The organism is Pelistega europaea, assembly GCF_013133775.1.
Lineage (GTDB): Bacteria > Pseudomonadota > Gammaproteobacteria > Burkholderiales > Burkholderiaceae_B > Taylorella > Taylorella europaea.
Genome location: NZ_JABGBO010000012.1, coordinates 24,813 through 46,433 on the forward strand (window position 1 = coordinate 24,813; position 21,621 = coordinate 46,433).

Sequence of the window (21,621 nt, forward strand, 5' to 3'; positions counted from 1 at the left end):
TATTATTTACTCAGGGACTAAGTTAAATATGATATGTCATCATGATATAACAAAGGTTACCATAACGAGTGTGGTATGTCTCAAAAAAGCTACATATAAATAAAATACATCATATATGATATACTTTTATGAAATTAGTAGTATATCAATAGAGGAGACATCTATGAAAGAAATTACAGGACATACCAAAGTATTTTTTATTATTGCAGACCCAATTCATCATGTGCAGACGCCACAAATGCTTAATAGGGTGTTTGCAAAACATCAGTTTGATGGGGTGGTTGTTCCTCTTCATATTCCCAAACAGTCTTTGGCAGATGCTATGAAATTCTTCAAAGGTCTTAAGAATTTTGGGGGGTGTGTAGTCACTGTACCTCATAAGATGGATGTATTGCAGTATTGTGAGCGTTTGACGAAAGAGGCTTCAATGATGGGAGCGGCTAATGTATTTAGGAAACATGAAGATGGCTCTTTAGAGGCACATATGTTAGACGGAGAAGGATTTATTCGAGGACTTAAGGGGCATAATCATTCTGTAAAAAATAAGTCTGTATACCTTGCAGGGGCGGGGGGAGCGGCGAATGCACTGGCTTTTGCTTTGCTTAATGAGGGTGTTGCTAAGCTAACAATAGGCAATAGAACTCAGCAAAAAGCGGAAGATTTAAGAGACAAATTATTGATGGTTAATTCATCTTTTGATATTCATATTGGCACTGGCAATGTTTCTGGACATGATGTGGTAGTCAATGCAACCTCTTTAGGTTTAAAGGACGGGGATGCGTTACCTCTTGATGTTGATACGTTAGATACAAGTCAGCTGGTGTGTGAAATTATTATGCAGCCAAAGGAAACAGCATTATTAAAAGCAGCGCTACAAAAAGGGTGCCAAATACATTACGGAACACCTATGCTAGAAGGGCAAGTTGAGTTAATGGCTGAGTTTTTTGGAGCATCAAAAGATGAATAATGAATTTGATTTTGTCATTGTTGGAGGAGGTACTGCTGGATGTATTCTAGCTAATAGATTAACAGAAAATACAGGTGTGCAGGTCATGATGCTAGAGGCAGGAACTCAACAACATTCGCCTCTTATTAGTATTCCGGCAGGGTTTAGTAAGTTGATGACAATGCCTAAATACAATTGGCTTTTTCATACTCAAAAAGAAAGTCATCTCTATAACCGTGAAATTGCCGTTCCCCGAGGCAAGGGACTGGGTGGGTCTTCGCTAATTAATGGGATGATATATGTCAGGGGAATTAAGCAGGACTATGACTCTTGGAAAGAGTTAGGTGTTCAGGGGTGGGATTTTGAGGCAGTCCAACCTTATTTTAAACGGATTGAAAATTTCCCTGGAGGCGGAAAAGAAAGAGGCCATGCTGGTCCAATGCATATTACTCGAGTAACAGAGAATCCTCCAATCGCTAATGCTTTCATCAAGGCATTTCAGGAATATGGAGTATCGTTTAATGAGGATTACAATGCTGGAGAGCAAGAAGGTGTCGGGTATTACCAAGTTCTGCAGCATGAGGGCAAGCGCTGGAGTGTTGTGGATGGTTACATAAAACCTATTTTGCATAGGAAGAACTTGAAAATCTGTGATAATGCCTTTGTCAAGAAAGTAATTTTTAATGGTAAAAGATGTATTGGCGTGGTTTACCAAAAAGAGGGGCAAGAGTTTGTGGTGCAAGCACGAAAAGAGGTCATCTTAAGTGCAGGAACTATTCAAAGTGCTCAGCTCTTAGAGGTGTCAGGCGTTGGTAACCCTGAAATTCTAAATCAACTAGGGGTTTCAATAGTGCATGCTAATAACAATGTCGGAGAAAACTATATTGATCATTTTGCTACACGAATGAACTGGAGAATTAATGGTTTTGAAACATTAAATGAATCTTCTAGAGGGGCAAAGTTACTTTGTAATATCGCCAAGTACTATATATCTAAAAAGGGCATATTGACTTTTGGGACGGGACTTATCCATGGATTCGTTAAATCTACTCCAGATCAGGAAGTTGCTGACATACAATATTTTGTTATTCATGCAAGTTATGCAAATGCAGCAGACCGAAAATTAGATACTCAACCTGGTATGACATTTGGCGTTTCTCAACTACGTCCAGAATCAGCGGGATTTATTCATAGTCAATCCCCTGATATGACTGTCCCTCCCAAAATTTCTCCTAACATGTTGACAGCAGAAATTGATCAAAGGGTTTTGGTTAATGGAATGAAAATAGCTAGACAGATAGTGAATACTCCCAGCTTTAAACCACATCTTATAGAAGAAATGAGCCCAGGTATTGCAGTGGATAGTGATGAAAAGTGGCTAGATTTTGCTAAACGAAATGGTCAAACCATCTATCATCCAATAGGAACGTGTAGGATGGGAGCGAATGAAGATATGGCTGTTGTAGATTCGGAGCTTAAAGTAATGGGAGTGACAGGGTTGCGTATAATAGATGCTTCTGTTATTCCTAAGATGATTTCAGGTAATATTCAGGCTGCTGTCATGATGGTAGCAGAGAAAGGAAGTGATATTATCCGCAAGGAATATGGATTGTAATTTATAATCAAACAAAGATTAGAAGTTGCCTAGAAGTGTCAATTTCTTGCTCTCTATTGTCAACGTTGATTGCTCATCCATGGTCTGTTTATTCAACCATAAAGTAGTATAGAATGCATTTAATGGCGTATTGAAGAGTTAAATCTTTTTCTCATATTATAGGAGAAGTAAGATAACATTGTATAACAATGCATTGTATTGGATATTGTTACATCAGCCTTTGTTGCTTGTAGTGCGGAGCCTTGGGCTAGTAATCATATTGGTACGATTCTTTATTGTTTAATAGAGTGCTGGCATTTTGGGGGGCAGCTATGTTAGTTTTGATATCAATGTAAGCATTATAGGCTTTGTTTGAGTCTGCAAAGGATGGCAGTGGCTGGGTATGAACATGAAAGAGGTCTGGGATGAGGGAAATTTTTCTGATGCTTCTCGCATGTATCGTTTTGTCAACTGAACTCGCAATAGCCAAGGAGAAGTATCATTGCGATGAAGGTAGAAAATATTGCAAAGAAATGAGCTCATGTGAGGAAGCAAAATTTTACTTGAATCGATGTGGTATGACGAGGCTGGATAGAGATAGAGATGGTATTCCTTGCGAGAACGTATGTGGGCGGAAAGGAAAATAAGAAGTCCATCCTTACTTTGTTGCAGAGGTCTCTTCACTGTATGCAGGTACGTTTATACGTCAAGAGTTATCTTTTTTCATTTATCACTCATCTATTGTAAGAACTACTGAGAGAAAAAACTACTCCATCTCTTCATCAATAGTTGATAGTTGAACTTTTTAAAATTGTTCAACTTCCAATTTGTGCAACAGCCAATAACTTCTTATTAGATGTTGTTTTTTACCCCAAAATTTTCATGACGTTTCACAAAACTGAAATATACAAAATGTTATAATTAGACTTATTGTCTTTATAAATCAAATTGTATGTCAAATCAGAAGGATCATATTCCACGGATTGCCAGTGTGGCGTTTGCTGTGACGTTGTTTGTCACGGTTAGTTATTTTTTAGTGTGGGGTTTTGATTACACGCAAGGTAATTTCCCCACGCTTTTTGTATTAGCCACTTTGTTTGGCGTCTTTATGGCGTTCAATATTGGTGGTAATGATGTCGCTAACTCTTTTGGTACTAGTGTGGGGGCTGGTACATTAACAGTGCCTCAGGCATTGGGGGTTGCTGCAGTTTTCGAGGTATCTGGTGCTGTTATTGCAGGGGGCGAAGTTACCAAAACTATCCGTTCTGGCATTGTTGATTTACAAGCCCTTCATATTCAACCATTGGATTTTGTTTTTATTATGATGGCTGCTCTTTTGGCTGCTGCACTGTGGTTGCTTTTTGCTACTAAGAAGGGGTGGCCTGTTTCTACTACTCATTCCATTATTGGGGGTATTGTAGGGGCGTCTTTGGCTTTAGGGGTAATGGTTGCGACTGATGGGGTAAGTAGTTTAGATTTAGTGCAATGGCGCAAGATTGGTGAAATTGCTATTTCTTGGGTCTTATCACCTGTGTTAGGTGGGGCAATGGCGTTTATCCTCTATCGCCAGATTAAGATTTATGTGCTTGATTATAACGAACGTGTTGATGCTGAGTTAAAAGATATTAAGAAGGCTAAAAAGGCTCATAAAGAACAATACCGTACACGTTTTGAAGCTATGTCTGAACATGAAAAGGTTATTGCTGCTTCTGCAATGGCGCGTGATGCACAGACTTATGGGGAAAGAGAAAATAATGAAGATGAATTGGAGCTAGAGTCTGAATACTATAAAGGTATTTATGCTCTGGATAAACGTCGTCAATCGCTAGACGCACATAAGGCTCTGCAACATTGGGTTCCGCTTATTTCTAGTGTGGGCATTATGATGATTGCGGCAATGTTGTTGTTTAAAGGGCTTAACAATCTGAAACTGGGGTTAAGTACGTTGCATAATTTCCTTATCATTATCATGGTGGGGGCATTGATTTGGATGGGAACTTATATTTATGCACGAACTTTGAAACATAAAGATTTAGTGAAATCAACTTTTATTATCTTTAGTTGGATGCAGGTATTTACAGCTGCTGGTTTTGCATTTAGTCATGGTGCAAATGATATTGCTAATGCGATTGGTCCTTTTGCGGCTATTCTTGATGTGTTACGTACGGGTGAGATTTCTTCACAGGCAGCAGTGCCACCCATTGTTATGGTGACTTTTGGTATTGCGTTGGTAGTGGGCTTATGGTTTATTGGTAAAGAAGTTATCCAGACTGTAGGTACTAATCTTGCTGAGATGCACCCTGCATCTGGTTTTACAGCAGAGTTATCAGCGGCAACGATTGTGATGCTAGCTTCATTGCTCGGTTTGCCGGTGTCTAGTACACATATTCTTGTTGGTGCGGTATTAGGTATCGGTATTGTCAATCGTAACGCTAACTGGAAGTTGATGAAGCCTATTGCGACGGCGTGGGTAGTGACTTTACCATCTGCTGCGGTTTTATCTGTTGTAATCTTTTTGGGATTAAGAGCAGTATTCTAAGATAGATGTGGTAAAGGGATAATGGGCATTATTCCATAGTTATGCCTTTATAAAACCTCCCCTTAAATTAAGCACTATTTTCATAGGAAAGTAGTGCTTTTTTTGTTGGGGGCTAGTAGGTCTTCCAGACAATGGTGTAGTGTTGGATTGTAGTTTAGTGCTAACTTGTGGTGTACATGATGTTATAAGAGGGGTTGGTGGTAATTGATTTTTAAGGAAAAGAAGTAAAAAAGCATTCTTTGTTATACAACGGATGTCGTTACATAGGATAGGGTCACTCTCATGCGAGGGGAGTGAATTAAAACCACGTTAAAAATGTGATGCGTGGTGATGTTCTTGATGATTTCTTAGTATTAATTGAATATATATTTTTATTACGTTGGTTCGTCTTATTCATTGATAGCAGCACAACAAAACGTATTAAAATGAGCTTCTCACTATTTTTGGAGGCGATGATGTCAACGTTACCCATTACGGTGATGACACCAAGTTATAACCGTGCCCATACTTTATCTAGGGTATATGAAAGTTTGCTTGCACAGACGTTTCAATCATTTGAATGGTTGATTGTGGATGATGGCTCAACCGATAACACCAAAGAATTGGTAGATTTATGGATTGCGGAGGGTAAACTTAATATACGCTATGTTTGGCAAACAAATCAACATAAAAAGGCTGCTTTTAACCATGGTGTTCGTGAAGCAAAAGGGGAGTTGCTCGTTGCCCTGGATAGTGATGATACGATGCTACCAGATGCATTAGATGATATGTGGAGACGGTGGGAATCTCTAGAAAATAAAGAACAATATGTAGGGATTTGTGGTTTATGTGCTAATCCAGATGGGAGCATTGTGGGCGATAAGTATCCTCAAGATAGTATATCTATCACTACACTTGATATGTATTTTAGATATAAAGTAAGGGGTGAAAAATTTGGTTGTCTAGTGACAGATGTCTTGCGTAAGTTTCCGTTTCCTGAAAATGTGCCTGGTTTTGTACCAGAAAGTCTCGTATGGCGCAGTATTGCACGGGCAGGATATAAAACACTATTTATCAATCATGTTTATCGAACTTATTTTGATAGCACAGATTCTTTATCAAGAGAGGGTGTTATGTTGGGGGATAAACATGCATTGGGGCTATTATGGCTAGCAAAAGATATGGTTAATGATTGTTTGCCTTGGTTCTGGTATCAGCCCATGGAATTCATCAAAGCGGCTATTCGTTATAACCGTTTTGCAAAAGTGCTAAAGAAACAAGGGCAAGAGCTTCCTGTGTGGGGACAGTTAACGGATTGGCGAGCTAAATTATTGGTGACGATTATGAAACCAGTAGCTAGCATAATGTATAGGTAGTCTATGTTGGTGTAATAAGGGGAATAGATAGCTGGTGCGGTATATATCCCCCTTGTGGTCCATACTGAAGTGGATACCTATTCCAGTGAACGGTATCAATGTTATCTCCTTAGAGCATGTGGCTTTCCTTATCGCTAAACTTCTCGACCCAGTATTTTGTCGATGGATTATGCTGAGTTGAAACCTTTTGTTGTCCTTTTATTTCTTGCTCAATGCCTCTAGCAAGAACCTTTCCTAGCTCTACCCCCCATTGGTCAAAGGGGTTAAGCCCCCATACTAACCCTTCGACAAATACTTTATGTTCATACAATGCCAATAAAGCGCCCAATGCAAAAGGGGTCAGTTGTGGTAACACAATTAGGTTTGATGGGCGACCGCCAGGTTGTTTGCGATGTTTGGCCAATAGGAGAGCTTGTTCTTCACTCATTCCTGTTGCGATATTTTCGGCATAAGCCTCTTTCTCTGTCTTGCCATTCAGTAGAGCCTCTCGTTGTGCTAGACAGTGTGCCAGTAATTGTTGATGATGGTCTTTCCAGCGATGGTCTTCATGCTGGCAGACGATAAAGTCTACAGGAGCACCGTCTGTGCCTTGATGTAGCCACTGAAAGAATGTATGTTGAGCATCGGTGCCAGGCATACCCCAAACCACAGGACCTGTGGGTATGTTGATAGGTTGTCCTAAATGATCGACTGACTTACCCAACGATTCCATCTCTAACTGCTGTAGATAAGGAATTAAATTGGCTAAACGAGAGTCGTAGACAGCCAGATTACGTGAACCATAGCCAAGTACACTGCGATTAGCAATTTCGGCCATGGCCATTTGAATAGGCATGTTCTCAGGGATGGGAGCATTTAAAAAATGCTGATCCATCGCGTGAGCACCATTGAGTAAACCTGCCAATACACCAGAACCAACGGTTAGCCCAGCAGCAACACCTACTGCAGACCAAAGAGAGAAGCGTCCGCCCACCCAATCCCAAAATTTAAAGATTTGGTGTTTAGGCACACCCCACTGTTCGGCTTTTTCTGGTTTAGCAGTGACAGCAATAATATGATTAAAAGGATTGTCAATATTAGCTGCTTGGAGCCACTCTAGGGCTCGTTGTGCATTTGCCATTGTCTCGGCGGTTGTAAATGATTTGGTTGCAACCACAATGAGGGTGTCACGAGGATCAAGCCCAGCAAGCCCTGCTTCAATTGCGTGCCCGTCGATATTGGCTACATAACGAATATTGCGCCAAGTACCAGCATAACCAAAAGCACTATTGGCTAAGCGTACCCCCCAATCACTACCCCCAATCCCAATATGAACAATATTACGCCAGCGACGGTCACTGTCGGTACGGCGTACGAATTCCAGTACCCGTTTGCGTTCTTCTGCTACTTCTTCGGTGGGTTGAGGGTTGCGTAGCATGATATGCCATGCTGGGCGTTGTTCGGTACTGTTAATCTCAGCACCGTCAAATAAGGCTTGACGCTGTTTATCAAAATGGCGGGCTTGAAGTAAGGCATGAATAGCATGCTCAATATTTTGAGAATAACGTTGTGCACTTAAATCAAAATGAATCCCTGCTGCCTGAAAAACACGTAGCTGGTGCTTGTCAAGAGTTGTATCAGTTACGGCAGTACAGAATTGTTGCCATTCGGAAAGTGTATGTAATGGAGGTAATGTCATAAATCAGCCTCAAGAGTGATTGAACATTGATTCCTGTAATCAACAATAACCGTGGATATTTTACAATAAAAAGCTCAACGACAATTTCAAGATGCAGAAAGAGGGATATAGGAGGAATAAAAATAAAGGAGGGAGGTTATGTTTTATTCCCAAACTGACTAGTTATTTTTAGAGATTCCAGAAAATTGAAATTTTATGACAAAGACTTTTAAATAGAGGGTATGTCTATCGTGTAATATAATAGCAAGTAATTTTTATGAATTCACAAAGGTTTTGCTATGAATCCTATCCGTAAAGCTGTATTTCCTGTTGCTGGGCTGGGTACTCGTTTTTTGCCTGCTACTAAAGCGATGCCTAAAGAGATGCTTCCTATTGTTGATAAGCCTCTGATTCAATATGCTGTCGAAGAAGCTGTGCGTGCAGGCATTACGGACTTGATTTTTATTACAGGTCGTCATAAGCGCTCTATTGAGGATCATTTTGACCGTATGCCTGAGTTGGAGTTTGAACTAGAGCATAAGGGAAAAACAGAGCTATTGAATATTGTGACCAGTATTTTACCTAGTAATGTTAACTGCATTTATATTCGCCAACCAGCGCCATTAGGATTGGGGCATGCGGTCTTATGTGCGGAACCTGTGGTGGGTAATGAACCTTTTGCCGTACTGCTTGCTGATGACTTGATTGATGCTGACGTCTCAGTGACTCAGCAGTTGATTCAGGCAGCACATGCGAATGATGGCAGTGTTTTAGGCACTCAGGAGGTTCCTCTAGCTGATACGAAAAAATACGGTATTATTGCTGGAGCTACCTGTGCTGAACGTACTATGCGAGTGAATAACATTGTTGAAAAACCGAATCCTGAACAAGCTCCCTCGCGTAATGCTGTGGTTGGTCGCTACATTCTTGAGCCAGAGATTTTTGAGCATCTTCGTCATGTTAGTCGAGGGGCGGGCGGTGAAATTCAATTAACAGATGGTATTGCTGCCATGCTTAAGACTCGCAAGGTGTTTGGATTTCAATATGAAGGCACTCGCTATGATTGTGGTAGCAAGGAAGGTTTTTTTAAAGCCAATATTGCTATCGGTAGGAAGTACCACGGTCTAAGTGTGGAATAATTTTTAGTGCAATAACGCAAGGGGATTTGGAGTAAAAAACAAAGTCCCCCTTGTCTTTTTATGTTTTCAGTTTTTTGGGGCAAAAAAATGCCCAGAACCTATCGATTCTGGGCAAAATCCACCAAAGGAGGAGGGTGGAGGAGACAACTGTAGATGGAATCAACCATCAATGTCGTAATTATGACATTCTTTTTTGTGCATTGCAAGATAAATATAGGTAAAAACCCTAGTAAATTGTAAAAAAGTCTTAAAGTGTTGCCTGAAAAAAACACTCTCGCTAGAATTCATACGTGATATTTAAAATCACGTTAAGATAACGCGATTAGGGCTTTATTCGATAATATGGATACGCAAACTATCTCAATACAATACCTTTATGTAGCACTCACTGCTTTTATGGTGGGAGGGTTAATTGTTTTCTCTGAACGCTGGCATGGGCGTTTTACGGGGGATTATGATTTGAATAAACCCCAGGCCTCTCACAAGGTCTCTACCCCTCGAGTTGGAGGGCTGGCTGTGTTTGCTGGTACTCTGGCTGGGTTGTTGGTGTGGGGTAAACCAGACAATACGACTCTACATTGGTTATGGCCTGCGTTATTTGTGGCATCTCTACCAGTATTTGGTGCCGGTATTCTTGAAGATATTACCAAAGATGTGGGGGCTGGTAAGCGTTTATTGGCTGCTTTTTTATCGGCTGCTATTGCATGGTGGTTTTTTGGCGGAGTGAGTCGAGTAGATGTTGAGGTTTTCGACTATTTGTTTGGTTTTTGGCCTATCTCACTTATCTTCACAGTTATTGCTGTGGGTGGATGTACTCATGCATTGAATTTGATTGATGGGATGAATGGTCTTGCCTCTATGGCATCGGTACTGATGTCTATCTCCATTGCTTTGGTCGCCTATCAAGTCGGTGATATGGCTGTCTTCACAATCGCTTTATCTATGGCTTCTGCTATTGTTGGGTTCTTTGTGTGGAACTTTCCTTTTGGTCGTGTGTTTTTAGGTGATGGTGGTGCGTATTTTATTGGTTTTGCGTTAGCTGAATTGTCCGTCTTGTTAGTGATGCGTAATCCATCAGTATCTCCTTTTTATGCGATAGCGGTGTTGTTTTATCCTGTGTTTGAAACTTTATTTTCTATCTGGCGGCGTAAATTTAAACGTGGGGTGCCTGTTGACCAGCCTGATGCCTTACATTTACATCAACTGATTTTTCGTCGTTTAGTGCGAGTGACATTTGATCGAGATGGCAAGGAAACACCAGGCTATTTGTGCAATGCCTTGACTTCGCCTTATCTATGGGTGTTGACCTTATTAAATCTAGTTCCTGCAACCTTGTTTTGGGACTCGGCTTGGTTGTTATGTGTTGGTATGTTGATTTTTGCAAGTGCCTATATCTGGTTATATTCTCGTCTCGTTAAATGGCGTTGTCCTCGTTGGTTATTGTTGCCTTCTATTTTTAATAAACGTTGATTAGTCGTTGTTGTTTCTGTACTCAATATATACGGGTAATAAGTGTTTGTGAAATGGGGATGGGTTAGTGAAAGGGTAACGTTTCGTCGATACTCAATACTTTAAAATAAGACTAATAAAACAGATAGTTACCATTTTACTGACTTTTAAAAACTAGGTTTTTTTACGTAAAAATTGCAATGGATTGAAAGGATTGTAAGAAAGCGTGGAATAAGAGAGATTTTCATCAGTATTGAAAAGCGGTATGATATTTAACTGTTTCAACGCTGGATGGCATATGTTTGATTTTGGATGCGTTGGATATATACATTGACTTCATCACAAAGGTTTACGATGAGGGAAACATTGAATAGCCAATGTTGTAGATGCCGATAGACAGCGTTTTTATATGTTTTTACTCTTTAGGAGTTTAAAGTGCAATTACAAGATATTAAATTAGCGATTGTAGGGTTAGGTTATGTGGGTCTACCACTTGCGGTAGAGTTTGGTAAAAAGCGTGATGTATTAGGCTTTGATATTAATAAAAAGCGTATCGCTGAGTTGCAATCAGGTACGGACCACACCCTTGAGGTTTCTTCTGAAGAATTAAAAGAAGCGGCTCATTTGCACTTTAGTGCAGAAAGTACTGAGCTTGCTAAAGCGAATACTTTTATCGTGACTGTACCTACCCCTATTGATGAGTATAAACAGCCCGATTTAACTCCTCTTGAAAAAGCAAGTGAAACTATTGGTAAGGTTCTTAAAAAGGGCGATATTGTTATTTATGAATCGACTGTATATCCTGGTGCAACTGAAGAGGTGTGTGTACCAGTTTTAGAAAAGTTCTCAGGTCTCAAATACAATGTAGACTTCTATGCAGGTTATAGTCCAGAACGTATCAATCCAGGCGATAAACAACATCGTGTATCCACCATTAAAAAAGTAACTTCTGGCTCGACTCCTGAAGTGGCAGAATTGGTGAATGCTTTATATAGCTCTATCATTACAGCTGGTACTCATAAGGCTTCTAGTATTCGTGTGGCAGAGGCAGCCAAGGTAATTGAGAATACTCAACGTGACGTTAATATTGCTTTAATTAATGAATTAGCGTTGATTTTCAATAAGATGGGTATTGATACTCAGGCTGTGCTTGAAGCGGCAGGTACTAAATGGAACTTCTTGCCTTTCCGTCCTGGTCTTGTCGGTGGTCACTGTATTGGTGTGGATCCTTATTACCTTACCCATAAAGCACAAGCTATTGGCTATCACCCAGAAATTATTCTTGCTGGACGTCGTTTAAATGATAGTATGGGGTCTTATGTAGTGTCTCAACTTGTGAAAGCGATGACCAAGCGTAAAATCCAGGTACAAGATGCGCATGTATTGGTGATGGGACTGACTTTCAAAGAGAACTGCCCTGATATTCGTAATACTCGTATTGTGGATATTGTAAAAGAACTCGGTGAGTACAATATTAAGGTGGATGTATATGATCCATGGGTAGATGTTGAAGAGGCTCAACATGAATATGGAATCACTCCTGTCTCTAAACCAGAAGTGGGTTCTTACGATGGTATTATCCTAGGTGTAGCACATAAACAATTTGCAGAAATGGGTGTGAAAGCTATTCGTGCTTTAGGCAAGCCTGAGCATGTGCTTTATGACCTTAAATATGTATTAACTGCAGAAGAGGCGGATATCCGTTTGTAGTATTATGACAACAGCATTTGAACAAGTTAAAACAACGTTATTGGGGCAGCCTCGCACCTGGCTAGTGACCGGGTGTGCAGGTTTTATTGGCTCCAATCTACTAGAGACATTGCTTAAGTTAAATCAAAAAGTGGTGGGGTTGGATAATTTTGCCACTGGACATCGCCATAATTTGACTGAGGTTCAGTCACAAGTTAGTGCTGAGCAATGGGCTAATTTCCACTTTATCGAAGGGGATATTCGTGATTTGGATACTTGCCGTGCCGCAGTGAAAGGGGTGGACTATGTATTACACCAGGCTGCATTAGGTTCAGTTCCTCGCTCGATTAATGACCCTATCACAAGCAATGACGTTAATATCGGTGGTTTCCTGAATATGATGGTGGCAGCACGTGATGAAAGTGTGAAAGCTTTTGTTTTTGCTGCTTCTAGTTCCACTTATGGTGACCATCCTGACTTGCCTAAGGTTGAGCATAAGATTGGTAATCCACTCTCTCCTTATGCGATTACCAAACTAGTTGATGAGCTTTATGGTCGCATTTTCGCTCAATGTTATGGTTTTAAATCAATTGGGCTACGCTACTTTAATGTATTTGGTAAGCGTCAGGATCCTAATGGTGCTTATGCTGCTGTAATTCCTAAATGGACAGCCGCAATGATTCACCAAGGTGATATTACGGTCAATGGTGATGGTGAAACAAGCCGTGACTTTTGTTTTATTGAAAATGTTGTACAGGCTAATTTGCTTGCCGCTACACATATGCCAGAGAGTGGTTTTGAAGTGTATAACGTGGCCTATCATGCACAGACTACGCTGAATACATTGTTCAACTATATTAAGGATACGCTGGCAGCTAATGGGGTGGTTTATACGAAATCGCCTATTTATGCTGATTTCCGCAAAGGTGATGTACGCCATTCATTCGCAGACATTACCAAAGCTAAAACGCAGCTTGGCTATGAGCCTGCTTTCTCTATTATAGAGGGCTTGGCGAAAGCGATGCCTTGGTATATTCAGTTCTTAAAATAAGTGAGCGGTTCTAGTCACACATCCAAAAGCGACCATATGCGCATTGTCTCAGGGGCAATGCGGGTCGCTTTTTTTCTAATTATTGGCAAGCTCGCAGGGGCCATAAAAGAAATGGCTGTTGCCCATCGCTATGGCGTTAGCGATGTCGTGGATGCCTATCAGTTTACTCAGAGCATGGCTAATTGGCTCCCTACAACTATCGTGGGGGCATTTTCTATTGTGTTAATCCCGGTGTTGGTGAAGTTACGACATCTTGGTCAAGAGGAGAAGAATCGCTTTCTTGCAGAGCTACAGGCATGGATTATTGCTGTTGGTGTGTTTATTGTCGTAGCTTCTGTATTGGCATGGCCCTGGGTCATAACACATATGTCAGGTAAATTAAGTCTGGCAGCCAAGGAGTATAGTCAACAGATGATATGGGTATTTGGACCTGTTGGTTTGTTGATTCTCATCGTAGGCGTGCATATGGCGAGGCTACGGGCATTAGAGCGTCATATCAACAATTTGCTAGATAGTTTGCCAGCTTTATTCATCTTTGTATGGATTTTACTCTCACCTGGCGATACATCCATTTTCCCCATTATTCTTGGGGTGCTATGCGGTTATATACTACAGACCGTTTTATTGTGGTATATGGCAAATAAGGCGGAGGGTGAACGTTGGATTCCCCTGCATTGGCAGTTCCAATCTTCCCATTGGAGGTCCTTACTTCACGCGGCTGGTTTTATGCTAGTAGGGCAAATTGCATTGAGTTTTGTTGCTCCTATGGACCAGATGTTTGCTGCCCAGCTAGGTAATAACGCCAATGCAACAATGGGTTATGCAACACGTTTGGTATCTGTCATTATTGGGATTGGGGCTGCTTCAGTTGGTCGAGCAGCATTGCCTGTGTTGGCTGATGTACAACACCGAGGAGAGGCACAACAAGCAAAAAATATGGCTTTGAAATGGTCCCTGGCGATGGTGGGGTTAGGCTTACTTGCCTTAGCTATAGCGTGGATGTTGGCTCCTTTTATGGTGAAACTCGTTTTTGAAAGAGGTGCTTTTACTTCAGATAATACGGTCGCAGTTGCTCAGGCATTACGTTTTGGATTAATGCAAGTGCCTTTTTATTTTGGAGTGCTGATTTTAGTGCAGTTATTGGCTAGTCAAAATCGTTATAAACTGATGGCAGTGATTGCTTTAATGAATTTTGCTGTGAAGTTCTTGTTGAATTTCCTACTCGCACCACGCTATGGGGTTGAAGGGATTATGACAGCTACAGCAGGAATGTATTTATTTTCTTTTGTATGCTATTTTTTAATTGCGTGGCGCTTACCGATTAAACAAAATGTCTAATATACAAGCTAAATTGTCCATTATGATTGTAATTCCTTCTCTGCACGGAGGTGGTGCGGAGCGGGTAGCCGTGACATTGGCAGATTATTGGCAGTATCGGGGTTATGATGTGACATTATTGACGCAATCAGACCCTAGCACGGATGTCTATGAACTCAATAAAAATGTGCGTCGCTTAAGTACCCAGCAATTTGGACAAACAGGTGCATGGTCGCAGCTTAAGAAAGTCTTGGCTATTCGTAAAATGGTACAGCGTTACCGTCCAGATGTAGTGATTGGTATCATGACAAGTGCATCAATATTGTCTATTCTGGCTTGTACGGGTCTAGGTGTGCCAGTGGTGGCGACTGAGCATGCTCATCCTCCATCACAGAAAATGTCTACATTTTGGCAGAAGTTGCGTCAATTCGCATACCCAAAGGCGGCTAAAGTCATTGCTCTGACGCAAATGAGTGCACAGTGGCTTGAAGACAATCTTCCTAATATTCGTGTGGGAGTAATCCCCAACGCTATTCAATGGCCATTAAAAAATATTCCTCCTGTAGTGCTTCCTAAGAAACCTCAGGGTAGCAAGTTATTACTTGCTGTTGGTCGGTTGCATCCTGAAAAAGGGTTTGATGTGCTTATCCAAGCATTTGCATTGCTTGCTAATCAACACCCAGACTGGAATCTTGTGATTCTTGGCGAGGGTGGGGCACGTGATACACTCACCGCACAGGTTCAGCAATTATCCTTAAATGACCGCGTACGACTACCTGGGCGAGTTGGTAATCTGTTAGACTGGTACGAACAGGCAGATATGTTTGTATTGAGTTCGCACTTTGAGGGCATGTCAAATTGTTTACAAGAAGCCATGGCTTGTGGTCTGTGTGTTGTATCATTTGATTGCGATACAGGACCACGAGAATTAATCCGCGAAGGTATAGATGGAGTCTTGGTGCGTCCAGTAGCCGATGCGACTGCACTAGCAAATACTTTAGGTGTGTTGATGTCTGATGATGCTTTGCGAGCACAATATGCAATTAAGTCTCCCGAGATTAAGGACCGTTTTTCTATGCAGAAAGTTGGCCAGGCATGGGATGATTTATTTATTGAACTGGGTGTGAAGCATTCGCGTTGATAGGGAGATAATATCTTATATCCTAGTGATAGCTTTTGGACGGTCATTTGTCATGGGTTAGAGCAATGCACCACTGTTATAACGATAAAATGATATGTGCCGTGGTGAGTTGAAAATGTCATATAAAAAGGCAATAAGCAAGATAAATCAATCGGTGAATAGCAAAAAGGAATAAAAAATATGTGTGGAATTGTTGGACTGATAGGTTCATTTGAACAAAAACAGGAGCTATTGACACAAGCCTGTGAGCGCATTCAACACCGTGGGCCAGATAGTCAAGGTGTGTGGCTTAGCGATAATCAGCAAGTAGGGTTTGCACATGTTCGTCTGGCTATTCAAGATTTATCTGAACAGGGTCATCAACCTATGCTAAGTGATGATGGGCGTTATGTGTTGGTATTTAACGGTGAAATTTATAACCACCTCGAATTACGTGAACAGCTTCATAAAGCCACATGGCGAGGACATTCTGATACTGAAACGATGTTAGCTTGCTTTGCACAGTGGGGTGTAGAGTCAACTTTGCGTAAAATGGTGGGGATGTTTGCTTTTGCTCTATGGGATAAGGAAGAAGAGACGCTGACATTAGGTCGAGACCGTTTTGGCGAGAAGCCATTGTACTATGCACATAGCCCTTACGGTTTGCTATTTTCCTCTGATTTAAGAGCGTTAATGCCCGTTGCAGGATTTAACCGTCAAATTAATCGACAAGCTGTCGTTGCCTTGATGCGACACAACTATATTCCCGCCCCTTATACGATTTTTGAGGGTGCATATAAGCTGCCTCCAGCAAGTTATCTTGTTTTCTCACATGATCAATTGTGGAATCAGCATGAGTGGTCTCATCCTACTGCTTATTGGTCCGCCTATGACATTGCTAAACGTAGTAGTGATCGCATTTTTGAAAGTGATGCTGCTGCGATTGACGCATTTGATAAGGTGCTATCTGATGCGGTTAAAGGGCAAATGTTAGCGGACGTCAAGTTGGGGGCTTTTTTATCTGGGGGAACAGATTCTTCGCTTATTGCTGCATTGATGCAAAAACAGAGTGAGCAACCCATTAGAACATTCGCTATTGGTTTTAAAGATGATAACTATAATGAGGCCCCCTTTGCCAAGGCTGTTGCACAACATTTAGGGACTGAACATACAGAACTCTATATGGATGGTGATGATGCCTTGGGTTTATTTGAACAGCTTCCTCTTATGTATAGTGAGCCCTTTGCTGATTCGTCACAACTACCAGTAGCGGTCATGATGAAAATGACTGCTGAACATGTTAAAGTGGCCCTATCTGGGGATGCAGGTGATGAACTCTTTGGTGGCTATAATCGGTATAAACGAGCACAGCACTGGTGGACACGATGTCATAATGTTCCTGCTTTCTTAAGACCGCTTGTATCACGAGTGGCACATCAGATGTCACTGCATTATGGCGACTCCCTTGAGAAGCAAATGAAATGGCAACAGTTTTCTTTGTTGATGCAGGCAAAAAATAGTGTGAAATTCTATCAGCCGTTTGTATCATATTGGAAAAATCCAGAGCAACTTGTTGTTAATGGAGTAGAGCCTGCAACAGCTTTTGAAAATAATCCATTGAGTGATTTGCTGAAGACAATGATGATTACGGATACTTTATCGTATTTACCAGATGATATTTTGGTCAAAGTGGATAGAGCTGCCATGTATTATTCATTGGAAACAAGGGTGCCATTACTTGACCATCGAATTTTTGAGTTTGTGTGGGATATTCATCCGAGATACAAATGGCGTGATGGTAAGAGCAAGTGGTTGATGAAAGAAGTGTTATACCGCTATGTTCCTCAAACATTGCTTGAGCGTCCCAAAAAAGGATTTTCTGTCCCTTTAGGAGATTGGCTAAAAGGTCCTTTGCGTGAGTGGGCGTGGGATTTATTAAGTAGTGAGCGGTTGAAGAAACAAGGTTTGCTTAATGAAGCTATCATTCAAAAAACCTGGTTGGCACATCAAACAGGTCAAGGTGATTGGAGTGCCCAGCTTTGGGGCGTGTTGATGTTGCAAGCCTGGATTGATGCTTATGATATTGCAGTGTAGGATATGAAAATTTTATTTCTGCTGAGTTCTTTAAATGCGGGTGGGGCAGAGCGTGTAGCCTGCACATTGGTCAATGCTTGGGTGGCCAAGGGTTATGAGGTAGTGATGGTGCCTTGCTTTTCCCAAGGTAGTGGGCAATCTTTTTATTCTCTTGATGCTAGGGTGCAGGTGCGTTGGTTAAGTGAGGCTCTACCCAGTAATAAATGGCTTGCACGTCTAGTAAAACCTATCGTCTTGCGTCGCATTATGCAAGAAGTCAAGGCGGATGTAATGGTATCATTTTTAACCAATGTGAATGTTATGGCATTGCTAGCCAAGCAAGGTTTAGATATTCCACTTATTGTCTGTGAGCGTTCAGACCCCTCTTTTCAAAAAATTAGCGCGAGTCTTAGATTCTTGCGTAGACATCTATATGCAGGGGCAGATGCGGTGCTGTTGCAGACTGAACAGGCTGCTAAAATGTTTGCCCAGTCTATGCCTGTGTTGAGACGTTTACGAGTGATACCGAATCCTTTGCCGATAGATTTGGAAAAGTCACTGGAGAATGAAGGTAACAATGTAGGCACACAGTCCGGAAGTAAAGTGGCTGTTGCAGTAGGGCGTCTAGTTCCTAGCAAACAGTTTGATAAACTTATCGCCAACTTTACTCATATTGCTGCACAATGCCCAGATTGGCAATTACATATTTATGGAGATGGTCCAGAACGAGAGACCTTGCAACAGCTGATTACCTCTTCGCATATGCAAGAGCGTATTTATCTTAAGGGTAAAACAAACCAACCTTGGGCAGTGATGCGACAAGCTCAGTTACTTGCTATGAGTTCACGTTTAGAGGGGTTTCCTAATGTGATGTTGGAAGCAATGGCCTGTGGACTTCCTGTCATTTGCTATGATTGTCCAAGTGGACCACGAGAATTGAGCATAAATGGTGAAGTGGCTCGGTTAGTTGCACTGGATGATGAAAAAGCCTATCAACAACAGCTACTCGAATTAATGCAAAATAGTGAGGAACGGATGTTATTGGCTAAAAATGGTCAACAAAGTGTATTGACTCGCTATTCTCAATGGCAAGTTTTAAAACTATGGGACGATTTGTTGGCTGAAGTCGCAAGATAGTGATGAATGGCATGATGGTGAATTCATATGTTGGTCTCAATATGGAATCGTAAGTGATAGTGATGATGGGTATGATGGTTAATTTTGTTGTTCAGTATGGCTCCCCGCACCATGATAATAGCAGTGATGTAAACCAACACAATGGCAAGGATGCCATTGTGTAGTTTATGGTAGTAAAAGGTTTTAATAAGATGGTCAATATGGCCAAGATGAATAGAGCGATTTAATGTAGAGCGTATGATGGAGTAGGGGCGATAATGACATTCAAAGTAGTGCATCTAATTAGTGGTCTAGGGCAAGGGGGAGCAGAGACAGTACTTACTCGGCTGGTAACTCACTCTAATCAACAAAATATTGTAGTGAGTTTTGGTGACGAGGGGGTGTATGGTGCAACGCTCAAAGCAGCAGGTGTGTCAGTTTATACGTTGGGTATGCAATCAGGTAAACTACGTTGGCAGGATTTAAAACGTTTAATTGCATTACTAAAACGGCTTGAACCTGATGTTATACAAACATGGATGTATCATGCTGATTTTTTTGGTGGTATAGCTGCTCGTTTAGCTGGATTTAAACATATTGCTTGGGGGATTAGGAACTCTGGCGATAGTCTAAAAAATAGCTCTAAGACAAGTTACTATCTTGCTCGTTTAAGTGCCTTTTGTTCTCGTTTTATCCCTCAGCGAATTATTGTCTGTGGAGAAAAAGCTGCAAAAATTCATACTTCATGGGGGTATCAGGCTGACAAAATGGTGGTAATACAAAATGGCTATGATTTGCGTCAATGGCAGGCAAATCCTACAGCAGGAGCTGCATTACGCCAAGCGTGGAGACTCACAGAAAATACTCCTTTGCTAGGTTTTGTGGCGCGCTGGAATCCACTAAAAGATCATCCTAGTCTGATTAAAGCCTTTGCTTTAACCAAAAAGTCTTACCCTGATGCTGTGTTGGCCTTGATCGGTAAGGGGTTGGAAACTTCTAATAGTGAGCTAATGGCTTTACTGTCACAACAAAATTTGCAGGTGGATAGAGATGTATTGCTTCTTGGGCTACGTACCGATGTACCAATGATTATGTCTGCATTGGATATTCATGTGTTATCTAGTATTGCTGAAGGGTTTCCTAATGTAGTGTGTGAATCTATGGCATGCCAGGTTCCTAATGTAGTGACAGATGTGGGAGATGCTGCATTGATTGTGGGTAACAATGGTTGGATAGCACAACCTGCGAACCCAGATGATTTGGCGGATAAGCTTAATCAGGCACTTGCATTGCTTGGTAAACCACATCAGACAAGACAACATTATCAGCAATTTGATGAGCTACGTCAGAAAGCACGTCAAAGTGTATTAGAGCGTTTTAGCTTAGAGACCATGGTGCAGAAGTATGAGCATACTTGGGAGTCCATGATAGAGGGTCACTTGTAAAAAGTTAACGTTACAGAGAGAAGCATGTCAAAAATACTATTTGTGGTCAATAATCCTGCATTTTTCTTGTCACACCGAGTGCGTATTGCTTTGGCCGCCAAAGAGAACGGTTATGATGTCCATGTGGCTACTATGCCTGGAGAGTCGGTTAAGCAAATTGTGGCATATGGTTTTACACATCACGCATTAGATATGTCGCGCAGTGGTACCAACCCTTTAAATGAGTTGAAAACCATTCTAGGGCTTTATCGTTTATTCAAACAGGTTAGGCCGGATTTAGTGCACCTTGTGACAATTAAACCCGTGCTATACGGTGGATTGGCGGCTCGTTTGGCTCATGTGCCTGCGGTGGTTTATGCGATTTCAGGATTGGGGTTTATTTTCACTCGTCAGAAAAAAGGTGTGGATTTATTAAAAACAGTTGTATCTACCCTTTATAAGCGAGCTTTGGGTCATAAAAATAGCCGAGCAATTTTTCAAAACGATGATGATTGTGCAATTTTGACCAAGTTAGGTGCTATCCGTTCAGAACAAGTGGTGATGATTCGTGGAGCTGGTGTAGATATGAATGAGTTTGCTCCGACCCCAGAGCCGGCGATGCCTATTACGATTACGATGGCAGCGAGATTGCTTAAGGACAAAGGAGTGATGGAGTTTGTTGAGGCAGCGAAATATGATGAGAAAAAGCAATATGTTTGGCAATTGGCGGGAGGAATTGATAAGGGGAATCCTGCTTCACTAACCGAGACGGAGTTTGCTAATATTGGCGCTTATGTTAGGTGTCTAGGAGAACGTAAGGATATTGCCCATCTTTATGCTCAATCACATATTGTGGTCTTACCCTCGTATCGGGAGGGGATTCCTAAATCATTATTGGAGGCAGCTGCAAGTGGGCGACCTATTGTGACAACTGATGTACCAGGATGTCGAGATACGATTATTCCAAATGTGAGTGGTATATTGGTTCCAGTTAAGAATGGACGAGCGATTTATGAGGCTGTAGTGAGTCTAGCGGAAGATGCAGAGTTGCGTCAGCATATGGGGGTTGAAGGAAGGAAGTTAGCAGAGCGTGAGTTTGCTATGCCAATTATTATTGAAAAACATCTTGAGGTGTATAGGGCTCTTCTTTAG

The 21,621-nt window shown here is 41.4% G+C and carries 17 protein-coding genes; 15 read left to right on the top strand and 2 right to left on the bottom strand.

What is annotated here, in order from left to right:
* Nucleotides 1-163: 163 nt before the first annotated feature.
* The 5 genes from HKX40_RS09940 (at nt 164) to HKX40_RS09960 (ending at nt 6,434) form a co-directional block, all read left to right on the top strand.
* Entirely contained in the window at nt 164-967 is an 804-nt protein-coding gene (locus tag HKX40_RS09940) for a shikimate dehydrogenase family protein (protein ID WP_171589429.1), read from the top strand.
* Nucleotides 960-2,561 (top strand): GMC family oxidoreductase, encoded by a 1,602-nt coding sequence (locus tag HKX40_RS09945; protein WP_171589430.1) that lies wholly within the window; start codon nt 960-962, stop codon nt 2,559-2,561. The genes HKX40_RS09940 and HKX40_RS09945 overlap by 8 nt, the downstream gene beginning before the upstream one ends.
* Before the next feature lie 422 nt (nt 2,562-2,983).
* Entirely contained in the window at nt 2,984-3,187 is a 204-nt protein-coding gene (locus HKX40_RS10815; protein WP_281360258.1) for an excalibur calcium-binding domain-containing protein, read from the top strand.
* A gap of 305 nt (nt 3,188-3,492) precedes the next feature.
* Nucleotides 3,493-5,079 carry an inorganic phosphate transporter gene (locus HKX40_RS09955; protein ID WP_171589432.1) on the top strand — a complete coding sequence of 529 codons (1,587 nt, stop codon included), beginning with the start codon at nt 3,493-3,495 and terminating at the stop codon, nt 5,077-5,079.
* Between the two features lie 455 nt (nt 5,080-5,534).
* A complete protein-coding gene (locus HKX40_RS09960; RefSeq protein ID WP_171589479.1) occupies nt 5,535-6,434 on the top strand; it encodes a glycosyltransferase family 2 protein in 900 nt (299 codons plus the stop codon).
* Between the two features lie 109 nt (nt 6,435-6,543).
* On the opposite strand, the gene pgi is transcribed toward HKX40_RS09960, so the two are convergent.
* Complete coding sequence (gene pgi, locus HKX40_RS09965; RefSeq protein ID WP_171589433.1) at nt 6,544-8,112, bottom strand: glucose-6-phosphate isomerase; 1,569 nt, start codon at nt 8,110-8,112, stop codon at nt 6,544-6,546.
* A gap of 278 nt (nt 8,113-8,390) precedes the next feature.
* Here pgi and galU point away from each other — a divergent pair, with 278 nt between their 5' ends.
* The 8 genes from galU to HKX40_RS10005 all read left to right on the top strand — a co-directional run bounded on the left by galU (nt 8,391) and on the right by HKX40_RS10005 (nt 19,066).
* Entirely contained in the window at nt 8,391-9,230 is an 840-nt protein-coding gene (gene galU / locus HKX40_RS09970) for a UTP--glucose-1-phosphate uridylyltransferase GalU (protein ID WP_171589434.1), read from the top strand.
* Between the two features lie 342 nt (nt 9,231-9,572).
* Complete coding sequence (locus HKX40_RS09975) at nt 9,573-10,700, top strand: glycosyltransferase family 4 protein (protein WP_216605231.1); 1,128 nt, start codon at nt 9,573-9,575, stop codon at nt 10,698-10,700.
* Nucleotides 10,701-11,114: 414 nt separating this feature from the next.
* A complete protein-coding gene (gene tviB / locus HKX40_RS09980; protein ID WP_171589435.1) occupies nt 11,115-12,389 on the top strand; it encodes a Vi polysaccharide biosynthesis UDP-N-acetylglucosamine C-6 dehydrogenase TviB in 1,275 nt (424 codons plus the stop codon).
* A 4-nt stretch (nt 12,390-12,393) separates the two neighbouring features.
* Entirely contained in the window at nt 12,394-13,419 is a 1,026-nt protein-coding gene (locus HKX40_RS09985) for an SDR family oxidoreductase (RefSeq protein ID WP_171589436.1), read from the top strand.
* A 36-nt stretch (nt 13,420-13,455) separates the two neighbouring features.
* A complete protein-coding gene (gene murJ / locus HKX40_RS09990; protein WP_171589437.1) occupies nt 13,456-14,757 on the top strand; it encodes a murein biosynthesis integral membrane protein MurJ in 1,302 nt (433 codons plus the stop codon).
* A complete protein-coding gene (locus HKX40_RS09995; RefSeq protein WP_171589438.1) occupies nt 14,750-15,877 on the top strand; it encodes a glycosyltransferase family 4 protein in 1,128 nt (375 codons plus the stop codon). The genes murJ and HKX40_RS09995 overlap by 8 nt, the downstream gene beginning before the upstream one ends.
* Nucleotides 15,878-16,057: 180 nt before the next feature.
* Nucleotides 16,058-17,950, top strand: coding sequence for an asparagine synthase (glutamine-hydrolyzing) (gene asnB, locus HKX40_RS10000; RefSeq protein WP_171589439.1), 1,893 nt, complete (start codon nt 16,058-16,060; stop codon nt 17,948-17,950).
* Between the two features lie 3 nt (nt 17,951-17,953).
* On the top strand, nt 17,954-19,066 hold the full coding sequence (locus HKX40_RS10005; RefSeq protein WP_171589440.1) for a glycosyltransferase family 4 protein: 1,113 nt from the start codon (nt 17,954-17,956) through the stop codon (nt 19,064-19,066).
* 23 nt (nt 19,067-19,089) lie between these two features.
* On the opposite strand, the gene HKX40_RS10010 is transcribed toward HKX40_RS10005, so the two are convergent.
* Nucleotides 19,090-19,344 carry a hypothetical protein gene (locus HKX40_RS10010; protein ID WP_171589441.1) on the bottom strand — a complete coding sequence of 85 codons (255 nt, stop codon included), beginning with the start codon at nt 19,342-19,344 and terminating at the stop codon, nt 19,090-19,092.
* On the opposite strand from HKX40_RS10010, the gene HKX40_RS10015 reads away from it, so the two are divergent.
* Together HKX40_RS10015 and HKX40_RS10020 are read left to right on the top strand one after the other, a co-directional pair.
* The gene (locus HKX40_RS10015; protein ID WP_171589442.1) at nt 19,324-20,490 is read left to right on the top strand and encodes a glycosyltransferase; all 1,167 of its coding nucleotides are present in this window, start codon (nt 19,324-19,326) and stop codon (nt 20,488-20,490) included. The two genes, HKX40_RS10010 and HKX40_RS10015, sit on opposite strands and share 21 nt — an antisense overlap.
* Nucleotides 20,491-20,514: 24 nt before the next feature.
* Nucleotides 20,515-21,621 (top strand): glycosyltransferase family 4 protein, encoded by a 1,107-nt coding sequence (locus tag HKX40_RS10020; protein ID WP_171589443.1) that lies wholly within the window; start codon nt 20,515-20,517, stop codon nt 21,619-21,621.